We start from the raw sequence: 16,337 nt of genomic DNA on the forward strand, positions 1-16,337 counted from the left end.
GCTGCGTTGATGGCCTACGGCGTGAGAATGCAAACGGCCTTGTTCGTCGTAGGCATATTCGCTGAGCAACAGGCCTTGCTGGCGCTGCTGCTCGCGGCCGTTCTGGTAGACGTGGCGGGTCAGCAAGGCGCCATTGAGGTCGATCGCGGTCAGCGCGCCGCCCTTGGCGTAGTGGTAATCGAGCTTGCTGTTGTCCGGCAGACGCATCCGGCTGAGCTGGCCGCAGGCGTCGTAGGTGTAACGCAAGGTGCCCCAGCCCTGATGCTCGCGTACCAGGCGGTCCTGCAGGTCGTATTCGAAGGCCAGCGGATGGTTCTGGCCGTCATCCACACCGACCAGCCGACCGAGGCGGTCGTAGCGGTATTCAACCGTGTTGCCATCAGGCAGTGTCTTGCGGAGCAGACGCCCGGCGCTGTCGCGCTCATAAGTGGTGACCAGCGTCGAGCCATCATCACCGTACTCGGTCTTTTCCAGCAGATGACCGTTTCGGTCGTAGGCGTACGCGGTGCGCCGCCCATCAAAACCGGTTTCCTGTCGGATCAGTCCGGTGGGCGTGTAGTCCAGAAGGTACTTTTCGCCGGACTCGTTCTCGATCTCCGTGAGCAACAGCTGCGCATGGTCGTAGCGGTATTGCAGCCGCGTGCCGTCAGGGTTGATCCGCCGGCTGACCAGATGCAGGTCGTCGTCATACTCGTAGCGGGTGATGCGCCCCAGTTCATCGCGTTCGGCGGTGATCTGGCCGTAGGCGCTGTAGGACCAGGCGCGGGTGGCGCCATTCGGCGAGGTGGTCTGGATCAGGCGGCCGACGGCGTCCCAGGCATGACGGGTGATCGCGCCGTGTTCGTCCTGCGCAGTAATCCGTCGCCCCAAGGCATCGTAGGAAAACTTGCGAACCCCACCGTCCGGCAGACTTTCCTCGACCAGTTGCCCAAGGTCGTTCCACACGAACACATGCCGACCACTGTCCGGATAACGAATCGACAGCAACCGCCCCTGCGGGTCGTAGTGGTAATGGGTGACATGGCCGTCGGGATCGACGACTTCGGTGATGTCGCCCTGGGCATTACGCCGGTAGGTCCACTCCGCCTCGCCCCGGCTACGGCGGTGCAGGAAACCGTTGCGGTATTCGTAGGATGTCGGCGCATCGTCCGGCGGAATCAGCGCAACTAACCGTCCGACATCGTCGTAGCGGTATTCGGTGACTGCCCCCAGCGCATCCTGCTCGGCGACCAGCCGGCCCTGCGCATCGTAGGCCTTGAGCTGCTCGCCACCGTCGGCGGCGACCTGACGCACCAGCCGCGCCGTGTCGTCGTGGACGTAAACCTCTTCGCGGCCATTGACGTAGCGCACCGTGACGCTGCCGGCATCGTCCCAGACATAACGCGTGTCCATCTGCGAAAACGACGCCCAGTGCCGCACGCACCGCGCGGCCTTGCCGGAACGCTCCCACTCCCAGAAGAAGCTCGCGCCGCCCGTCAACTGCCGCTGCAGGATGACGTGCTGGTCGTCGTAGTCGTAACGCTCGCTTTCGCCGACGGCGTTGGTCGCTTCGATCAACCGATGACGGGCATCAAAGCGGTAGCTGACCAGCGTCTGCTCGGTGCGCCAGGCAGCCTCACAAAAAACCTGATAATCGACCGCGACCAGATGCGCCCGCTCATAACGCAGCAGCAGCGAACGCCCGGCCCCGTTATCGAGGCGCTCAACGCGATCCAGACGATCCCGCATAATACGCAACCGGTTGCCGTACGCATCGCTGACAGCAGTCAGACGCCCAGCCCGAAAGTGATAAAACCGCGCCGCGTCCCCCGCCAGCGCAACGATCAACTCCTCCGGCTCATCCCCAAGAAAGATCGCCGCCCGCGACAGGCTGTTGTGAATCGCCCGCCGCTCGACACTTGGCAGCGGAAACCGCGTGCGCCGGTTCTCGTGGTCAACCCAGACCACGCCATCGCCTTCGACCTCCAGCCGATGCGCCAGAGAATGACTCCAGCCAAACCCCAACCCGACATCGATTTCCGCCGCACTGGTGCGATACAAGCGGCTGAACTCGAACGGCAGCACTCCGTCGAGCACGCCATCGGTCAGCGTCAGCAGCTCCTCGCCGGTGACCATCGACACCGGACACCCGTTGGTGCAGGTCAACGGCGCGCAATCGGCGCTGTCGCCGTTAGGGTTCTTCGCCTGATCCGGCGTGTCGTCGTGGCGCTCGTCCTTTTTCAGGGAGGCATTACGCCGGGCATCCCAACGCAGTTGCATGCGACCCTTTTTCACCCCGGCAGCGATGCCTCGTGCGGCGACAGATTTGTAGTGGTTCACGTAGTCGATGACGGCGCCGACAATGCCGAACATCGCCTTCACCAGACGCGTCACCGCCGACAACAACTGAGCGCCACGATCAACCAGGCGCAAGGTCAGATACGCAATCCCCGCCCCGGCGCCAACGAAGGTCAGCACAATGCCGATCAACACATCGATCAGCAGTTGCACCACCACCATCGAGACGGCTTCGGCGGTTTTCCCGGCGAGTTCGCCAGGCGGCAGCATCTCGAGCCACAGACTGGCCGTGCGCAACAACAGACACAGCGCCGCCTCGTCACTGACGAGCAGTTGGAGCTGCTCCATTTTCTCCGGCATCGACTGCGCGAAATCGGCCAACGCCGCCGCGCCGTCTCCCAGCCGACCCGCAAACTCAAGCGGATTCTTGAGAATCTCCGACAGCAACCCGATGCTGTCCCACACCCCCTCGATCGCCGCCCAGCTCCCGGCCAGCAGGCCGTTACCCGCCGCCGTCGCCACCGACTGCGACCACTGCGGCTTGAAACCCTGCCACTCGTTGCGCAACCAACTGTCCAGCTGCCGGGTCAGCCCATCGTAGGACTCGAAAAGCGCATCAACCTGTTTCTCTCGGGCCTCGCCGTGCACCACCACCCGATAGAACTTGCCCGGCTCACCGGTGAACAAACCCTTGCCCTGGGCATCGAGCGTGACGGACTTGACCTCGCCGCTATCCACCGTCACCACATCGACAGCGATGTCGCCCAACGGAATGTCGTACACCGATTCGAACTTGCTCTCGATCTCCATCAACCCGGTCGCCGGGCATTGCACGACAGCCGAAGAGAAACGCGTGTCGTCAATGGCGACCGCCGTGCTGTGTGCGCCGAAACGGATGATCCGCTCCATCCCCATCAACGACGGCAGATCGGCCGCATGGCTGATGCTGTCTGCCGAGCGACTGAGCCAGTGCCTGAGCTGTTCGCGATAGAGATCGAGGGTGCGGGGAAAGCTGTCGAGTTCTTGCTCGATGCGGGTGATGGCTTCCATCAGCGCATTCCCATGCGCATGACGAAATGAAAAACCGGGTCGAACATGGGCGTTCCCTCGCGCAAAAATCAGGCGAAGGACTTTGCGGGGGATCAAACAGAAAAGAAGTCAGGCGAGTAGGCGGTGGATGTAGGAGAAGTCTGTAACTGATCTTTATCGAATCGCAGACGCAAAAACGGGGCGGGAGGTTTCCCTCTCGCCCCGCTTACGGAACAGATGACTTGTTTACGAAGAAGAATCCCGGCCGGCCAGCTCTTTCAATTTAAGCTCTGCCAACGGATGTCCGGCCTTGGCGGCCATGGTCCACCAGCGAGCGGCTTCCAAAGGGTCCGGAGCTTTGCTCGGCGTACCTGCAAGACTGATGACACCGACTTGATACGCCGCCTTGCCATCCCCGGCCAGCGCCGCCAGCCGCAGCAACCGGACACCCTCCTCACGCGCCCCCAGGCCCACGCCGCGAAACGTCAGGATGTGCCCGTAAAAGCTTTGCGCGCCGACATCGCCCAGGTTGGCCATTCGCGCAAATTGCCCTTCGAGCCAACGCCAGCCTCGAGGCTGACGGACAAACCATGCCCAGTGAAACAGCCTGCGGGCCAGCCAGTAACTTGCCCGCGCCTTGAGTCGTAAAAACACTCAGGCCTCCGCCGATTCCGGGTACTCGTACTCAAAGACACGCACCACTTCCGAGGCATGCCATGAGGCGGCGGCAACCCCATCGGACGGCCCGGAAAAACGCCCCAGACGCTCGACACATTCAAAGAAACCGGTGCGTGGCAGGCGACTGGCGCCCTGGCTGATCACCAGCGAACTGCGCAACGGTTGTTCGGCTTTCGCGTCCAGCGCAGCCAGATGCTCCAGTGCAGCGGTCAGGGTCTGCATCGCCGGCGTGGGCAGTTGCAGACGTTCGAGCAAGGCTCGATAGGTCAGAAGATGGCGCTGCCTGCGCGCCTGGTCCAGCTCCCCCAGCAATCCGTCCCAATGTTGACGACTGATGCGTACGCTCACGATTGTTCCCTCCACCCTGGCACCGTCAACTCCCAGGCCAGGCTGCGGCGAATCGCGGCGTCGGGCAGACGCTCACCGCTTTCGATCATGGCCAGGTAAGACGGGCTGATGCCTACCGTGCGGGCGAGCGCCTCGATGGCGATGCCCTTCCCTTCGCGCAAACTGCGTAATTGATCCAGACCTGGAAGAATCGGGTCCGGTGTGGCCGCAAGCGGCGCTGGAGCCGGTTGCGACGGTGCTTCGTTAATGCCTGCTGCTTTCAGTAGAGCCTGATACTGAGCCCATGGCAGAACCGCATATTCGGGTTCGCCATCGCGTGCAATTATCTGAATATCCATGACTACCCCGTAGGACAACAACACTTAGCGAGTCGGCACTTTTCCCTAGAAGTGTAATCCTAACAGCGGCCAAGGTCGTGGGGGGTATCTATCTGTATAAGAGGCTGTCGCGATTCAGGACTTTTTCGGGCCCTGAAGCTGAAGTTGTTCGGGTGTATCGGGCAGGCGCTCGACAACCCTTAGCTTTTCCGGTGATTGCCGCTGACGCCACAGGCGGAAGGCGTTGAGCTCGTCGTCGAGAGTTTTCATTACCCAGGCAAGGACGGCAATGTCATCGAGCATGCCGAAAACGGGAATGAAATCCGGGATCGCATCCACCGGACTGAGGAAGTACATCAGGCCCGCAACGACCGAAATCATTGCCTTGGGACTGATCGCGCGATACTCGCCACGCCAGTACGCCAGGCACAGGGCCTGGAGCAATCGCAGGTCATCCTTCAGTTTGCCAAGACGATTGCCTTGGGCGGCGCCTTTGCTGGCCACGGCAAACAGCAGTGTCGGCAAGCGGCCACGAGCCAGCAGTCGTCCGGCCAATGGCAGGAACCGGGCGAAATTCCATGGAGCTTTCATCTATTTCTCCCGTTGAAATGTTATCCACACAAATTGTGGATAACCTTGTGAACAGAGCTGCATTTCAACGCTGAGAGCCCCGGTTCATAAGGGCTGCGCTCAGATCGGGCGTTTTTTACTCACATAAAAAACCCCAATATTTCATTGACTTGGCGGCTCAGGGCGTCTAGCGCGGGCAGCTACAAAGTCTAGGACTGTCGTGGTGCCTGTCAGTTCGCTCTGTTTACGCCGGGCGTCGACCAGATGCAACAACGCCCCGCATTAGCGAGGCGTTGTTGTCGAAACCGGGGCCAATTACTTGGCTGCGGCGTCTTCCTTGGCTGGATCCTTGATGGCCAGCAGTTCCAGGTCGAAAACCAGAACCGAGTTGGCCGGAATCGCCGGGCTTGGCGATTGGGCGCCGTAAGCCAGGTCGCTAGGGATGTACAGCTTGTACTTCTCGCCAACGTGCATCAGTTGCAGGCCTTCGACCCAACCCGGGATCACGCCGCTGACCGGCAGATCGATCGGGCTGCCGCGCTCGACGGAGCTGTCGAATACGGTGCCGTTGGTCAGCTTGCCGGTGTAGTGAACGGTCACTACGTCGGTAGGCTTGGGCTGTGGGCCATCGGCTTTCTTGACCACTTCGTACTGCAGACCGGAAGCGGTGGTGGTCACGCCGGCTTTCTTGCCGTTTTCTTCGAGGAATTTCTTGCCGGCGGCTGCCGACTCTTCACTCATCTTGGCCATGCGCTCTTCGGCACGCTTTTGCAGTGCAGCGAAGGCTTCGACCAGATCTTCATCTTTCAGCTTCTGTTCTTTCTTGCCGACGGCATCTTCGATGCCCTGGGCTACCGCTTTGGAGTCCAGATCATCCATGCCTTCCTGAGCAAGGCTCTTGCCCATGTTCAGGCCGATACCGTAGGAAGCTTTTTGCGCCGGGGTTTTCAGCTCTACGCTGGTCTGCGAATCACAACCCGCGAGGACCAGGCTAACCAGGGCAACCGCCGCCGCCAACCGATGCTGTTTCATGCTATTTCCTTGTTCATGCGCCGAAAGGGCAATCGAGTAAAGCCGCGAGCTTATCAGGCCGCCACGACCAATGGCTACCGGCATGAGAGCAGGAATCTTCCGATAAGTTCAGGGATTAAAAAGCATTTGGGCAAAGCCATGATGAAGCTTCTGTCATCTTGCCCTGACAGTGACCAATGCCCCTTCCCACAACACTTGGCGTAATGGCCACTTGCCGCACACGACTCGGCTCAGGCATAACAGCGCAACAACTCGACAAGGATGTTCATCTTGCGCCTCTTATTCCGTGTGCTGACGCTGATCGTGGTACTGCTGGGACTGGTCCTGGCGGTGGTTCTCTACTATGTCGCCAATCCAAAATTGCCCTTCCCCGACCCTGTAAAACAGGTGCATTACCTCCAGCAATGGAGCGATGAGCAGCGTCAGACCTATTACTTCACGCCGCAAGGCACCCAGGTCAAAGGGCTGCGTTATGAGTGGTTCCAGGCTCTGGAACTGCCGTTCTCGCAGCAACGTTTCGCGTCCCCGGAATACCTCGCACGCTTCGGTTTTCTGGTCGATCCGCAGCAAAAAGCCACACCGAACAATCCGGGGAATCTGCCGGTGGGTTTCACCCGACATCAGAATCCGGGTAGCTCCGAGCAATATCTGGACATCACCTGCGCGGCCTGCCACACCGGCGAACTGCATCTCAATGGCCAGGCCGTGCGCATCGACGGCGGCTCGGCGCAGCACGTGTTGCCTTCCAGCGTTCCTACGTTGCGCGGAGGCAGTTTCGGACAGGCCCTGGTCGCCAGTCTGGCCTCCACTTACTACAACCCGTGGAAATTCGAACGCTTCGCCCGGAACGTATTGGGTAACGACTACGACGCGCGCCACGAACAATTGCGCAATGATTTCAAAAGTTCGCTGAATACATTCCTGAAAGTGGCGTGGAACGACACCCATCGCGGCCTCTACCCCACCGAGGAAGGTCCTGGCCGAACCGATGCATTCGGACGAATCGCCAACGCGACCTTCGGCGATGCAATTTCCCCGAGCAATTACCGCGTGGCCAACGCTCCCGTGGATTACCCGCAACTGTGGGACATGTGGACCTTTGACTGGGTGCAATGGAACGGCTCGGCGCAGCAGCCGATGGCTCGCAATATCGGCGAGGCACTGGGGGTTGGCGCCACGTTGAATTTCTTCGATGCCAACGGCCAGCCGCTGCAGGGCGACGAACGTTATGCCTCGAGCGTGCGCGTGCGCGATCTGCACAAGATCGAAGAAACCCTGCAAAAACTTCAGCCACCCGCCTGGCCAGAAGAACTGTTTGGCAAAGTCGACAAACCACTGGCGGCCAAGGGTCGAGCCCTGTTTGCCGAAAACTGTGCCGGCTGCCATGTGCCTCGGGTGACGCAAGAAGGTGAACGCTGGGTCCAGCATCTGCACATGCTGCCGGTGGACGTCATTGGTACCGATCCGAATGCGGCCAACAACATCGCCAACCACCGTTTCGATCTGACGGCGCTGCAATGGAATCTGGCGGAACTGGAGAAAATGGACGTGAAACTGCATCCCACGCCCAAAGAACCACTCGACCTCAGCCAGTTATCCGTGGCCAAGGGCCTGGCTTACGTGACGGCGTTCGTTGAAAACCGCGCTTATCGTGAAGCGGGCGTCACAGCGCAGGAAAAACCAGAACTCGACGGTTTCGGCCTGCCCATCGGCGTCCGGGAAAAAGTCGCCTACAAGGCCCGGCCACTGGCTGGTGTGTGGGCCACCCCGCCGTTCCTGCACAACGGCTCGGTGCCGAGCCTGTATCAACTGCTGTCGCCGCAAGATGAACGCTCCACCACTTTTTATAAAGGCACTCTGGAATACGACCCTCGGCATCTGGGTTATCGTACTGAAGCCTTTACCAACGCTTTTCTGTTCGACACGCGCATCACCGGTAACCACAACAGCGGCCATGAGTTCCGCGCCGGCGAGCGTGGTAACGGGGTCATCGGACGATTGTTGCAGCCTGAGGAGCGCTGGGCGCTGCTGGAATATTTGAAAGTGCTGGGCGGACCGCTGGAGGCGCAACTGCCATGATCTTCAATTCGTTCAAGAAGCCATCGATGCTGGCGCGTTTCTGGTTGTGGCTGGGGCGGCTGCTGGGCAAAACCCTGCTGTTTTTGCTGGTGATCGGCATGATCGGCTGGGCTTTGGCGACCGCCTGGTTTGCCTGGCAGCACCGGGGACCGGTATCGGCACTGGAGCAGATTCCGGACGGCGAAGCGGCCATGACGCAGGACGTGATCCAGACTGCTGTGCGAATTGTCGACCAGCACCGGGAAAGCACGCGTTTTCTGCGCGACGCCCATGCCAAGGCTCACGGTTGTGTGAAGGCCGACGTACAAGTGCTGCCGGATCTGGCTCAGGATCTGCGGCGCGGTGTGTTCAGCGAGCCGGGCAAGATCTGGCAAGCAACCATGCGCCTGTCCAACGGCAACGCCTACCCGCAATTCGACAGCATCCGCGATGCCCGGGGCATGGCGATCAAATTGCTCGATGTGCCGGGCAAACAGTTGCTGGGCGACCGTCAGGGCCTGCACGAGCAGGATTTCGTGATGTTCAGCCATCCGAATTTCTTTGTCAGCGATGTCGCTGAATATCGTCAGAATGTGGCGGCGCAGGCTGACGGCAAGAAGGTCATGGCATTCTTTCCGGGCTGGGATCCGCGAAACTGGCAAATCAGGCATTTGTTCATTGCGCTGGCAACGCTTTCTCCGCCGCCCGAGAGCCCGACGCGTACGACCTACTTCTCGGTATCGCCCTACAAGTTCGGAGAGGCCAATGCGAAATTTCGGGTTATGCCGGATCCGGACAACTGCCCGGCCTACGCGCTGCCGAAGCAAAACCAGGATCTGCCGAACTTCCTGCGCAGTGCGCTGAATCAGCAGCTGTCCACGGATCGGGTGCCCGCGTGTTTCGTGTTGCAGATCCAGCGTCAGGACGCGAACAAGTACATGCCGATCGAAGACACCAGCATCGAATGGCGCGAACAGGACAGTCCATTCCAGACAGTCGCCAAAATCACCCTGCCCCCGCAGGACTTCGACACCCCGGCCCTGAACCTGCAATGCGACAACCTGTCGTTCAATCCCTGGTTCGGAATCGAGGCCCATCGCCCGATTGGTGGAATCAACCGCCTGCGCAAGGCGGTGTATGAAGCGGTGAGTGATTACCGGCATAGCCGCAACGCCAGCCAGTAACAAACCGCAGAAACGAAAAAAGCGACCCGCAGGTCGCTTTTTTCATGCCCGGACGAGCCAAAAGCCAATCGCCAGACAGCAAAAAGCCCGCACTAGGCGGGCTTTCCGTGGTGACCTGGCGTTCAGTGTTCCAGGTTACCTAATATGGCGCAGCGGACGGGACTCGAACCCGCGACCCCCGGCGTGACAGGCCGGTATTCTAACCGACTGAACTACCGCTGCGCGAAACGCTTGAAACGAATGGTGGGTGATGACGGGATCGAACCGCCGACATTCTGCTTGTAAGGCAGACGCTCTCCCAGCTGAGCTAATCACCCTTCGCTTCGTTACGGGACGCATTATGCCACAAGTTTTCGTAAAGTGTTGATTTAATTGAAGTTTTTTTTCAAATAAATCCGAAAACCGGTGAAACGACACATTCCGCATGTACAACTCGAGGCAGAAAAAAACCCGCCTTGGCGGGTTCTTCCGTGGTGACCTGGCGTTCAGTGTTCCAGGTTACCGAATATGGCGCAGCGGACGGGACTCGAACCCGCGACCCCCGGCGTGACAGGCCGGTATTCTAACCGACTGAACTACCGCTGCGCTAAACACTTGAAACGAATGGTGGGTGATGACGGGATCGAACCGCCGACATTCTGCTTGTAAGGCAGACGCTCTCCCAGCTGAGCTAATCACCCTTCGCTTCGGTGTGGCGCGCATTCTACGGAGCGACCCAACCTCTGGCAAGCACTTTTTTAAATAATTTTCTCAGGCCTTCCAAAGGCTTAGAGAAGGGTTGGCCTATGACCCGGCGAAGACAATAATGCCCCCCTTTGTATAAAGGAGAGACTCACCCCATGTGGTTCAAGAACCTGCTTATCTATCGCCTGACCCAAGACCTGCCTGTCGATGCCGAGGCGCTGGAAACTGCACTGGCCACCAAACTGGCGCGTCCATGTGCAAGCCAGGAGTTGACCACCTACGGTTTCGTTGCGCCGTTCGGCAAGGGCGAAGATGCGCCACTGGTGCACGTCAGCGGTGACTTCCTGCTGATCTCCGCCCGTAAGGAAGAACGCATTCTGCCGGGCAGCGTCGTGCGTGACGCGGTGAAGGAGAAAGTCGAAGAGATCGAAGCCGAGCAGATGCGCAAGGTCTATAAGAAGGAACGCGATCAGATCAAGGATGAAATCATCCAGGCGTTCCTGCCGCGCGCTTTTATCCGCCGCTCGTCGACCTTCGCCGCCATCGCGCCGAAACAGGGCCTGATCCTGGTCAACTCGGCCAGCCCGAAACGCGCCGAAGACCTGCTCTCCACCCTGCGCGAAGTGATCGGCACCCTGCCGGTTCGCCCGCTGACCGTGAAAACCGCGCCGACCGCCGTGATGACCGAATGGGTCACCACCCAGCAAGCCGCTCCGGACTTCTTCGTGCTGGACGAGTGCGAACTGCGCGACACCCACGAAGACGGCGGCATCGTGCGTTGCAAGCGTCAGGACCTGACCAGCGAAGAAATCCAGCTGCACCTGAGCACCGGCAAAGTGGTGACTCAACTGTCGCTGGCCTGGCAGGACAAACTGTCGTTCATGCTCGACGACAAGATGACCGTCAAACGCCTGAAGTTCGAAGACCTGCTGCAGGATCAGGCGGAACAGGACGGCGGCGATGAAGCCCTCGGCCAACTCGACGCCAGCTTCACCCTGATGATGCTGACGTTCGGCGACTTCCTGCCGGCGCTGGTTGAAGCACTGGGCGGTGAAGAGACGCCGCAGGGGATCTAAGCCTCTGCGCAGTCTTTGAGTTATCTTCAAACGCCACCGCTTCGGTGGCGTTTTCACATAATAAGGAACAGGCCATGCGCGCACTGGCTGCACTGAGTCGTTTTGTCGGCAACACCTTCGCTTACTGGGTTCTGATTTTCGCCGTGGTCGCCTTTCTGCAACCGGCGTGGTTCCTCAACCTGAAAGGCGCAATCGTGCCGCTGCTCGGGCTGGTGATGTTCGGCATGGGCCTGACCCTCAAACTCGACGACTTCGCCGCCGTCGCCCGCCATCCATGGCGCGTGGCCCTGGGTGTGGTTGCTCATTTCGTGATCATGCCGGGGATGGCGTGGTTGCTCTGCCAGATTTTCCATCTACCGCCGGAAATCGCCGTCGGGGTGATTCTGGTCGGTTGCTGTCCGAGCGGCACTTCTTCAAACGTCATGACCTGGCTGGCCCGGGGCGATCTGGCGCTGTCGGTGGCCATCGCCGCCGTCACCACCCTACTCGCCCCGCTGCTGACGCCGGCGCTGATCTGGCTGCTGGCCTCGGCCTGGTTGCCGGTTTCGTTCATGGAATTGTTCTGGTCGATTCTGCAAGTGGTGCTGCTGCCGATCGTACTCGGCGTGGTGGCGCAACGACTGCTCGGTGAAAGGGTTCGTCACGCAGTGGAGGTTTTGCCGCTGGTGTCCGTGGTCAGCATCGTGATCATCGTCGCTGCCGTGGTGGCTGCCAGTCAGGCGAAAATCGCCGAATCCGGTCTGCTGATCATGGCCGTGGTGATGCTGCACAACAGCTTCGGCTATTTGCTGGGTTACTTCACCGGGCGCCTGTTCGGCTTGCCGCTGGCTCAGCGCAAGTCCCTGGCGCTGGAGGTCGGGATGCAGAACTCGGGACTGGGTGCCGCGCTGGCCAGTGCGCACTTTTCGCCATTGGCGGCGGTTCCGAGTGCGCTGTTCAGTGTGTGGCACAACATTTCCGGGGCGCTGCTATCGACCTGGTTCCGGCGCATGAGCGAGAAGGAAGATCGTGAGGCTTTGGCTCAGCAGACTGCCGACTGACTGATCCCCATTGATCCCCGGCGCACATTTTTAGGTAGTATGTGCGCCACGCGGGGACGACCCTGCGGCTCAATCGAGTTTTCAATCAGGGGACGGCCCCGTCAATCGATGGAGGTCTTTCATGTCCTGGATCATTCTGTTTTTCGCCGGTCTGTTCGAAGTCGGCTGGGCCGTCGGCCTGAAATACACCGATGGCTTCACCCGTCCACTTCCGACCGTTCTCACCGTCGCCGCCATGGCGGTCAGTCTTGGCCTGCTGGGGCTGGCGATGAAGGAACTGCCGCTGGGCACGGCTTACGCGATCTGGACCGGCGTCGGTGCCGTGGGCACGGTGATTGCCGGGATCATTCTGTTTGGTGAGTCGATGGCGTTGATTCGGCTGGCCAGCGTTGCACTGATCATCACCGGATTGATCGGGCTCAAGGTCAGCGCCTGAGCCGTTGCCGCCATCCGTCAGGGATGGCGGCTTTCTAAACAACTACCTGACAGTCCCGCGCAACTCCCCGACCAACGCTTGCAACTCGGCAGGCTGCGCCGCCTCGACCGCCACCGGCGACCCCGCCACCAGCGTCACCCGCGACCACATGCGGTGAAACAGCCCCTTATTGGGATCGCGGCTGAAGAAACTCCCCCACAACCCCTGCAACGCCAGCGGAATCACCGGCACCGGTGTCTCTTCGAGAACCCGCGTCAGCCCGCCCTTGAACTCGTTGATCTCACCGTCAGCGGTCAACTTGCCTTCGGGGAAGATGCACACCAGTTCACCGTCCTTCAGATACTGGGCAATCCGGGTGAAGGCCTTTTCGTAGATCTGGATGTCTTCCTGGCGTCCGGCGATAGGAATGGTCCCCGCCGTGCGGAAGATAAAATTCAGCACCGGCAAGTTGTAGATCTTGTAGTACATGACAAAGCGAATCGGCCGACGCACCGCGCCGCCAATCAGCAAGGCATCGACGAACGATACGTGGTTGCACACCAGCAACGCCGCGCCCTCATCGGGAATCGCTTCAAGGTTGCGATGCTCGACGCGGTACATGGAATGGCTGAGCAGCCAGATCATGAAACGCATACTGAACTCGGGGACGATCTTGAAGATGTAGGCGTTGACGCCGATGTTCAGCAGCGATACCGCCAGGAACAACTGCGGAATCGACAGCTTGACCACGCTCAGCAACACGATGGAGACGATGGCCGATATCACCATGAACAGCGCGTTGAGAATGTTGTTGGCCGCGATCACTCGCGCCCGCTCGTTCTCGGGGGTGCGCGACTGGATCAGCGCATACAGCGGCACGATGTAGAAACCGCCAAAGATGCCAAGGCCGAGGATGTCGACCAGCACGGCCCAGGTGTGACCGAAGCCCAGCACCTCAGTCCAGCTGTGGCCAACGGCACTCTCCGGAATTCCGCCGGAATGCCACCACAGCAACAGCCCGAAAACCGTCAGGCCGAACGAGCCGAACGGTACCAGACCGATCTCGACCTTGCGCCCGGAAAGCTTCTCGCAAAGCATCGAACCGAGGGCGATGCCGACCGAAAACACCGTGAGAATCAAGGTGACCACGGTTTCGTCACCGTGCATCCATTCCTTGGCATAAGCCGGGATCTGCGTCAGATAAATCGCCCCGACAAACCAGAACCACGAGTTGCCGACAATCGAGCGCGACACCGCAGGCGTCTGGCCCAGACCGAGTTTCAGCGTGGCCCAGGACTGGCTGAAAATATTCCAGTTCAGGCGCATTTCCGGCGAGGCGGCCGCCGCCCGGGGAATGCTGCGACTGGCGAGGTAACCGAGTACGGCGATGCCGACAATCGCGGTCGACACCAGCGGCGCATAGTGCGACGAGGACATGATGACCCCGGCGCCGATGGTGCCCGCCAGAATCGCCAGAAACGTGCCCATTTCCACCAGACCGTTGCCGCCGACCAGCTCATCCTCATGCAAGGCTTGCGGCAGGATTGAGTACTTCACCGGCCCGAACAGCGCCGAGTGCGTGCCCATGGCGAACAGCGCCACCAGCATCAGCGACAGGTGATCGAACAGGAAACCGACGGACCCCACGGCCATGATGGCGATTTCCGCCAGTTTGATCAGACGGATCAGCGCATCCTTGGCAAACTTTTCGCCGAACTGCCCGGCCAACGCCGAAAACAGGAAGAACGGCAGAATAAACAGCAACGCACACAGGTTGACCCAGATCGAGCGGTCACCTTCGATGGTCAGCCGATAGAGAATGGCGAGGATCAGCGATTGCTTGAACACGTTGTCGTTGAACGCGCCCAGCGACTGGGTGATGAAGAACGGCAGGAAGCGCCGGGTACGCAGCAGGTTGAACTGTGAGGGGTGACTCATCTTCCGTGTGTCCCTGATGTTGGGTAACGAGTGGCCTGGATACGTTTATTGGAATGTCGATCCGCGATCCAGGCCACACCTTACCTAAACTTTTCAGGTTATTTCTTCAAACCTGCAATGCACGGTGAAACAAACAGCTCGCCGCGCCAGGCGCCTTGCAATGTGCGCTTGCCGACGATCAGCCACATCACCGCCAGCAACGTCACCAGCCCACAACCGGCCACGCTGAAGAACGTCAGGTTCAAGGTGCTGCCGAGTTTCAGGGTCGCCAGCGAATACACGCCCAACGGGAAGGTAAATCCCCACCAGCCAAGGTTGAACGGGATGCCGTCACGCAGGTAACGCACAGTGATCAGCAGCGCCATCAACATCCACCACAAGCCAAAGCCCCAAAGCGTGACCCCGGCCACCAGGCCCAGGCCCGAAGCGATTTCACCGATCCCCGGCAGGCCGTTGGCTGCGAAGATCGCTGGCGCATCGCCGCCCAGCAGCAACATGCCCAGGGCACCGGTGCCAATCGGCCCCAAAGCGAGCCAGCTCGAAGCGGCCATGTTTTCGTGAGGCAGTTTGTGCAGGGCCATGCGCAACAGCAGAATGGTCAGAATGCTGAACGCCACCGGCAGGGAAAACGCCCAGAGCACGTAGCTGGTCGTCAGCACTACCAGTTGCGAGTGCGCGTCGGCGAGATGCGGCGCGAGCAATCCACCGCTGGCCGCCGCCACTTCCGCCGCCACCACCGGCAACAACCAGACGGCGGTCATCTGATCGATGCTGTGTTCCTGGCGAGTAAACATCATGTAGGGAATCAGCACACCACAGGCCAGCGACATCGCCACGTCCAGCCACCACAGCACTTCAGCCAGATGAATGACGCCCTCGCCCCAGCGCGGCAGTCCGAACAACAGAAAACCGTTGATGATGGTCGCCAGGCCCATGGGAATGGTGCCGAAGAACATCGAAACCGTGGAGTGGCCGAAAATCCGCCGCGCTTCGTCGAAAAACAGAATCCAGCGTGCGGCATAGGCAGCGGTAAACAGCACGAACAACAGAATGTTGAACATCCACAGCCCTTCGGCCACGGCGTGCAGTCCCGGGATGGCGACGGGCAGTTGCGCCAGCGCCAACGCCAGCACACCGGTACCCATGGTCGCGGCGAACCAGTTCGGTGTGAATTGACGGATCACTTCACGGGGATGCTGAAGCTGGCTGAAAGGCTTGATACCGGGTTTGGCACTGTTGGGGCAAATCATCATGAACTCCTGTCCTCAGGTGAGGTTGAGTCCATGGTAGAACCGAATCGAATATCTATATAACGGGTAATTTCTCTAACTGTTATCTGTTTTGCAGATATAGGCCTAAACGCTGCCTTCGGTTTCGATCACCAGAATCCGCGCGGCCCCTTGTGGGTGGGCAACATGCTCGGTGCCGACGGACGCGTAGAAGATGTCACCGACATCGAGCTGCACCTGCTTTTCTTCGCCCTCTTCGCGGTAGTGCATGAGCACCTGACCGTCGAGCACCACGAACACTTCCTCGCCGTCGTTGACGTGCCATTTGTACGGCTGATCGGTCCAGTGCAGGCGCGTGGTGATGCCGTTCATGTTGGCAATGTCGAGCGCGCCCCAGGCACGCTCGGCGGTGAAGGACTTGCTGCGGATAATCTTCATGAATCGATCCGTGAGAAGAATGGG

General features: G+C 60.0%; 14 protein-coding genes and 4 tRNA genes. 5 read left to right on the top strand and 13 right to left on the bottom strand.

Going from position 1 to position 16,337, the window contains the following annotated elements; translation table 11 throughout:
- From M5B44_RS28890 to M5B44_RS00040, 6 genes are all read right to left on the bottom strand, one after another.
- Positions 1 to 3,327, bottom strand: a 3,327-nt coding sequence (locus M5B44_RS28890; protein WP_412546955.1) for a DUF6531 domain-containing protein, incomplete at its 3' end; no start/stop codon positions are given.
- A 225-nt stretch (positions 3,328 to 3,552) separates the two neighbouring features.
- The gene (locus M5B44_RS00020; RefSeq protein WP_248737893.1) at positions 3,553 to 3,960 is read right to left on the bottom strand and encodes a sel1 repeat family protein; all 408 of its coding nucleotides are present in this window, start codon (positions 3,958 to 3,960) and stop codon (positions 3,553 to 3,555) included.
- Positions 3,961 to 4,332, bottom strand: a complete 372-nt coding sequence (locus tag M5B44_RS00025; RefSeq protein ID WP_003223109.1) for a hypothetical protein — start codon at positions 4,330 to 4,332, stop codon at positions 3,961 to 3,963.
- Positions 4,329 to 4,670, bottom strand: coding sequence for a helix-turn-helix domain-containing protein (locus M5B44_RS00030; protein WP_007950435.1), 342 nt, complete (start codon positions 4,668 to 4,670; stop codon positions 4,329 to 4,331). The genes M5B44_RS00025 and M5B44_RS00030 overlap by 4 nt, the downstream gene beginning before the upstream one ends.
- A gap of 114 nt (positions 4,671 to 4,784) precedes the next feature.
- Positions 4,785 to 5,240 carry a YkvA family protein gene (locus M5B44_RS00035; RefSeq protein WP_085732321.1) on the bottom strand — a complete coding sequence of 152 codons (456 nt, stop codon included), beginning with the start codon at positions 5,238 to 5,240 and terminating at the stop codon, positions 4,785 to 4,787.
- 294 nt (positions 5,241 to 5,534) lie between these two features.
- A complete protein-coding gene (locus M5B44_RS00040; protein ID WP_201227346.1) occupies positions 5,535 to 6,251 on the bottom strand; it encodes an FKBP-type peptidyl-prolyl cis-trans isomerase in 717 nt (238 codons plus the stop codon).
- A gap of 270 nt (positions 6,252 to 6,521) precedes the next feature.
- Between M5B44_RS00040 and M5B44_RS00045 the strand changes: the two genes are divergently transcribed.
- A complete protein-coding gene (locus M5B44_RS00045) occupies positions 6,522 to 8,330 on the top strand; it encodes a di-heme-cytochrome C peroxidase (protein WP_248737894.1) in 1,809 nt (602 codons plus the stop codon).
- 26 nt (positions 8,331 to 8,356) lie between these two features.
- Positions 8,357 to 9,493 (top strand): catalase family protein, encoded by a 1,137-nt coding sequence (locus tag M5B44_RS00050; protein WP_248738401.1) that lies wholly within the window; start codon positions 8,357 to 8,359, stop codon positions 9,491 to 9,493.
- Between the two features lie 145 nt (positions 9,494 to 9,638).
- Here the strand turns inward: M5B44_RS00050 and M5B44_RS00055 are convergent.
- The 4 genes from M5B44_RS00055 to M5B44_RS00070 form a co-directional block, all read right to left on the bottom strand.
- Positions 9,639 to 9,715, bottom strand: a tRNA-Asp gene (locus M5B44_RS00055).
- 19 nt (positions 9,716 to 9,734) lie between these two features.
- Positions 9,735 to 9,810: transfer RNA gene (locus M5B44_RS00060), tRNA-Val, on the bottom strand.
- A 191-nt stretch (positions 9,811 to 10,001) separates the two neighbouring features.
- Positions 10,002 to 10,078 (bottom strand) — tRNA-Asp (locus tag M5B44_RS00065).
- A gap of 19 nt (positions 10,079 to 10,097) precedes the next feature.
- Positions 10,098 to 10,173 (bottom strand) — tRNA-Val (locus tag M5B44_RS00070).
- 159 nt (positions 10,174 to 10,332) lie between these two features.
- Here M5B44_RS00070 and rdgC point away from each other — a divergent pair.
- The 3 genes from rdgC to sugE all read left to right on the top strand — a co-directional run bounded on the left by rdgC (position 10,333) and on the right by sugE (position 12,729).
- Positions 10,333 to 11,253, top strand: a complete 921-nt coding sequence (gene rdgC / locus M5B44_RS00075; RefSeq protein WP_007950430.1) for a recombination-associated protein RdgC — start codon at positions 10,333 to 10,335, stop codon at positions 11,251 to 11,253.
- 74 nt (positions 11,254 to 11,327) lie between these two features.
- Positions 11,328 to 12,293, top strand: coding sequence for a bile acid:sodium symporter family protein (locus M5B44_RS00080; protein ID WP_248737895.1), 966 nt, complete (start codon positions 11,328 to 11,330; stop codon positions 12,291 to 12,293).
- 121 nt (positions 12,294 to 12,414) lie between these two features.
- A complete protein-coding gene (sugE, locus tag M5B44_RS00085; RefSeq protein WP_085682912.1) occupies positions 12,415 to 12,729 on the top strand; it encodes a quaternary ammonium compound efflux SMR transporter SugE in 315 nt (104 codons plus the stop codon).
- 42 nt (positions 12,730 to 12,771) lie between these two features.
- On the opposite strand, the gene M5B44_RS00090 is transcribed toward sugE, so the two are convergent.
- From M5B44_RS00090 to M5B44_RS00100, 3 genes are all read right to left on the bottom strand, one after another.
- Complete coding sequence (locus M5B44_RS00090; protein WP_248737896.1) at positions 12,772 to 14,646, bottom strand: MFS transporter; 1,875 nt, start codon at positions 14,644 to 14,646, stop codon at positions 12,772 to 12,774.
- Positions 14,647 to 14,744: 98 nt separating this feature from the next.
- A complete protein-coding gene (locus M5B44_RS00095) occupies positions 14,745 to 15,896 on the bottom strand; it encodes a TDT family transporter (RefSeq protein WP_248738402.1) in 1,152 nt (383 codons plus the stop codon).
- Positions 15,897 to 16,001: 105 nt separating this feature from the next.
- The gene (locus tag M5B44_RS00100; RefSeq protein ID WP_085710604.1) at positions 16,002 to 16,313 is read right to left on the bottom strand and encodes a cupin domain-containing protein; all 312 of its coding nucleotides are present in this window, start codon (positions 16,311 to 16,313) and stop codon (positions 16,002 to 16,004) included.
- Positions 16,314 to 16,337 lie beyond the last annotated feature (24 nt).

The sequence above is a fragment of the Pseudomonas sp. MWU12-2029 genome, assembly GCF_023242425.1.
GTDB classification, from domain to species: domain Bacteria; phylum Pseudomonadota; class Gammaproteobacteria; order Pseudomonadales; family Pseudomonadaceae; genus Aquipseudomonas; species Aquipseudomonas kribbensis.

Bases quoted from the DNA above. Each gene is read 5' to 3' on its own strand.
- M5B44_RS00100 (WP_085710604.1), bottom strand. From the start codon at position 16,313: ATGAAGATTATCCGCAGCAAGTCCTTCACCGCCGAGCGTGCCTGGGGC.
- rdgC (WP_007950430.1), top strand. From the start codon at position 10,333: ATGTGGTTCAAGAACCTGCTTATCTATCGCCTGACCCAAGACCTGCCT.
- M5B44_RS00030 (WP_007950435.1), bottom strand. From the start codon at position 4,670: ATGGATATTCAGATAATTGCACGCGATGGCGAACCCGAATATGCGGTT.
- M5B44_RS00040 (WP_201227346.1), bottom strand. From the start codon at position 6,251: ATGAAACAGCATCGGTTGGCGGCGGCGGTTGCCCTGGTTAGCCTGGTC.
- M5B44_RS00050 (WP_248738401.1), top strand. From the start codon at position 8,357: ATGCTGGCGCGTTTCTGGTTGTGGCTGGGGCGGCTGCTGGGCAAAACC.
- sugE (WP_085682912.1), top strand. From the start codon at position 12,415: ATGTCCTGGATCATTCTGTTTTTCGCCGGTCTGTTCGAAGTCGGCTGG.
- M5B44_RS00095 (WP_248738402.1), bottom strand. From the start codon at position 15,896: ATGATTTGCCCCAACAGTGCCAAACCCGGTATCAAGCCTTTCAGCCAG.
- M5B44_RS00090 (WP_248737896.1), bottom strand. From the start codon at position 14,646: ATGAGTCACCCCTCACAGTTCAACCTGCTGCGTACCCGGCGCTTCCTG.
- M5B44_RS00035 (WP_085732321.1), bottom strand. From the start codon at position 5,240: ATGAAAGCTCCATGGAATTTCGCCCGGTTCCTGCCATTGGCCGGACGA.
- M5B44_RS00080 (WP_248737895.1), top strand. From the start codon at position 11,328: ATGCGCGCACTGGCTGCACTGAGTCGTTTTGTCGGCAACACCTTCGCT.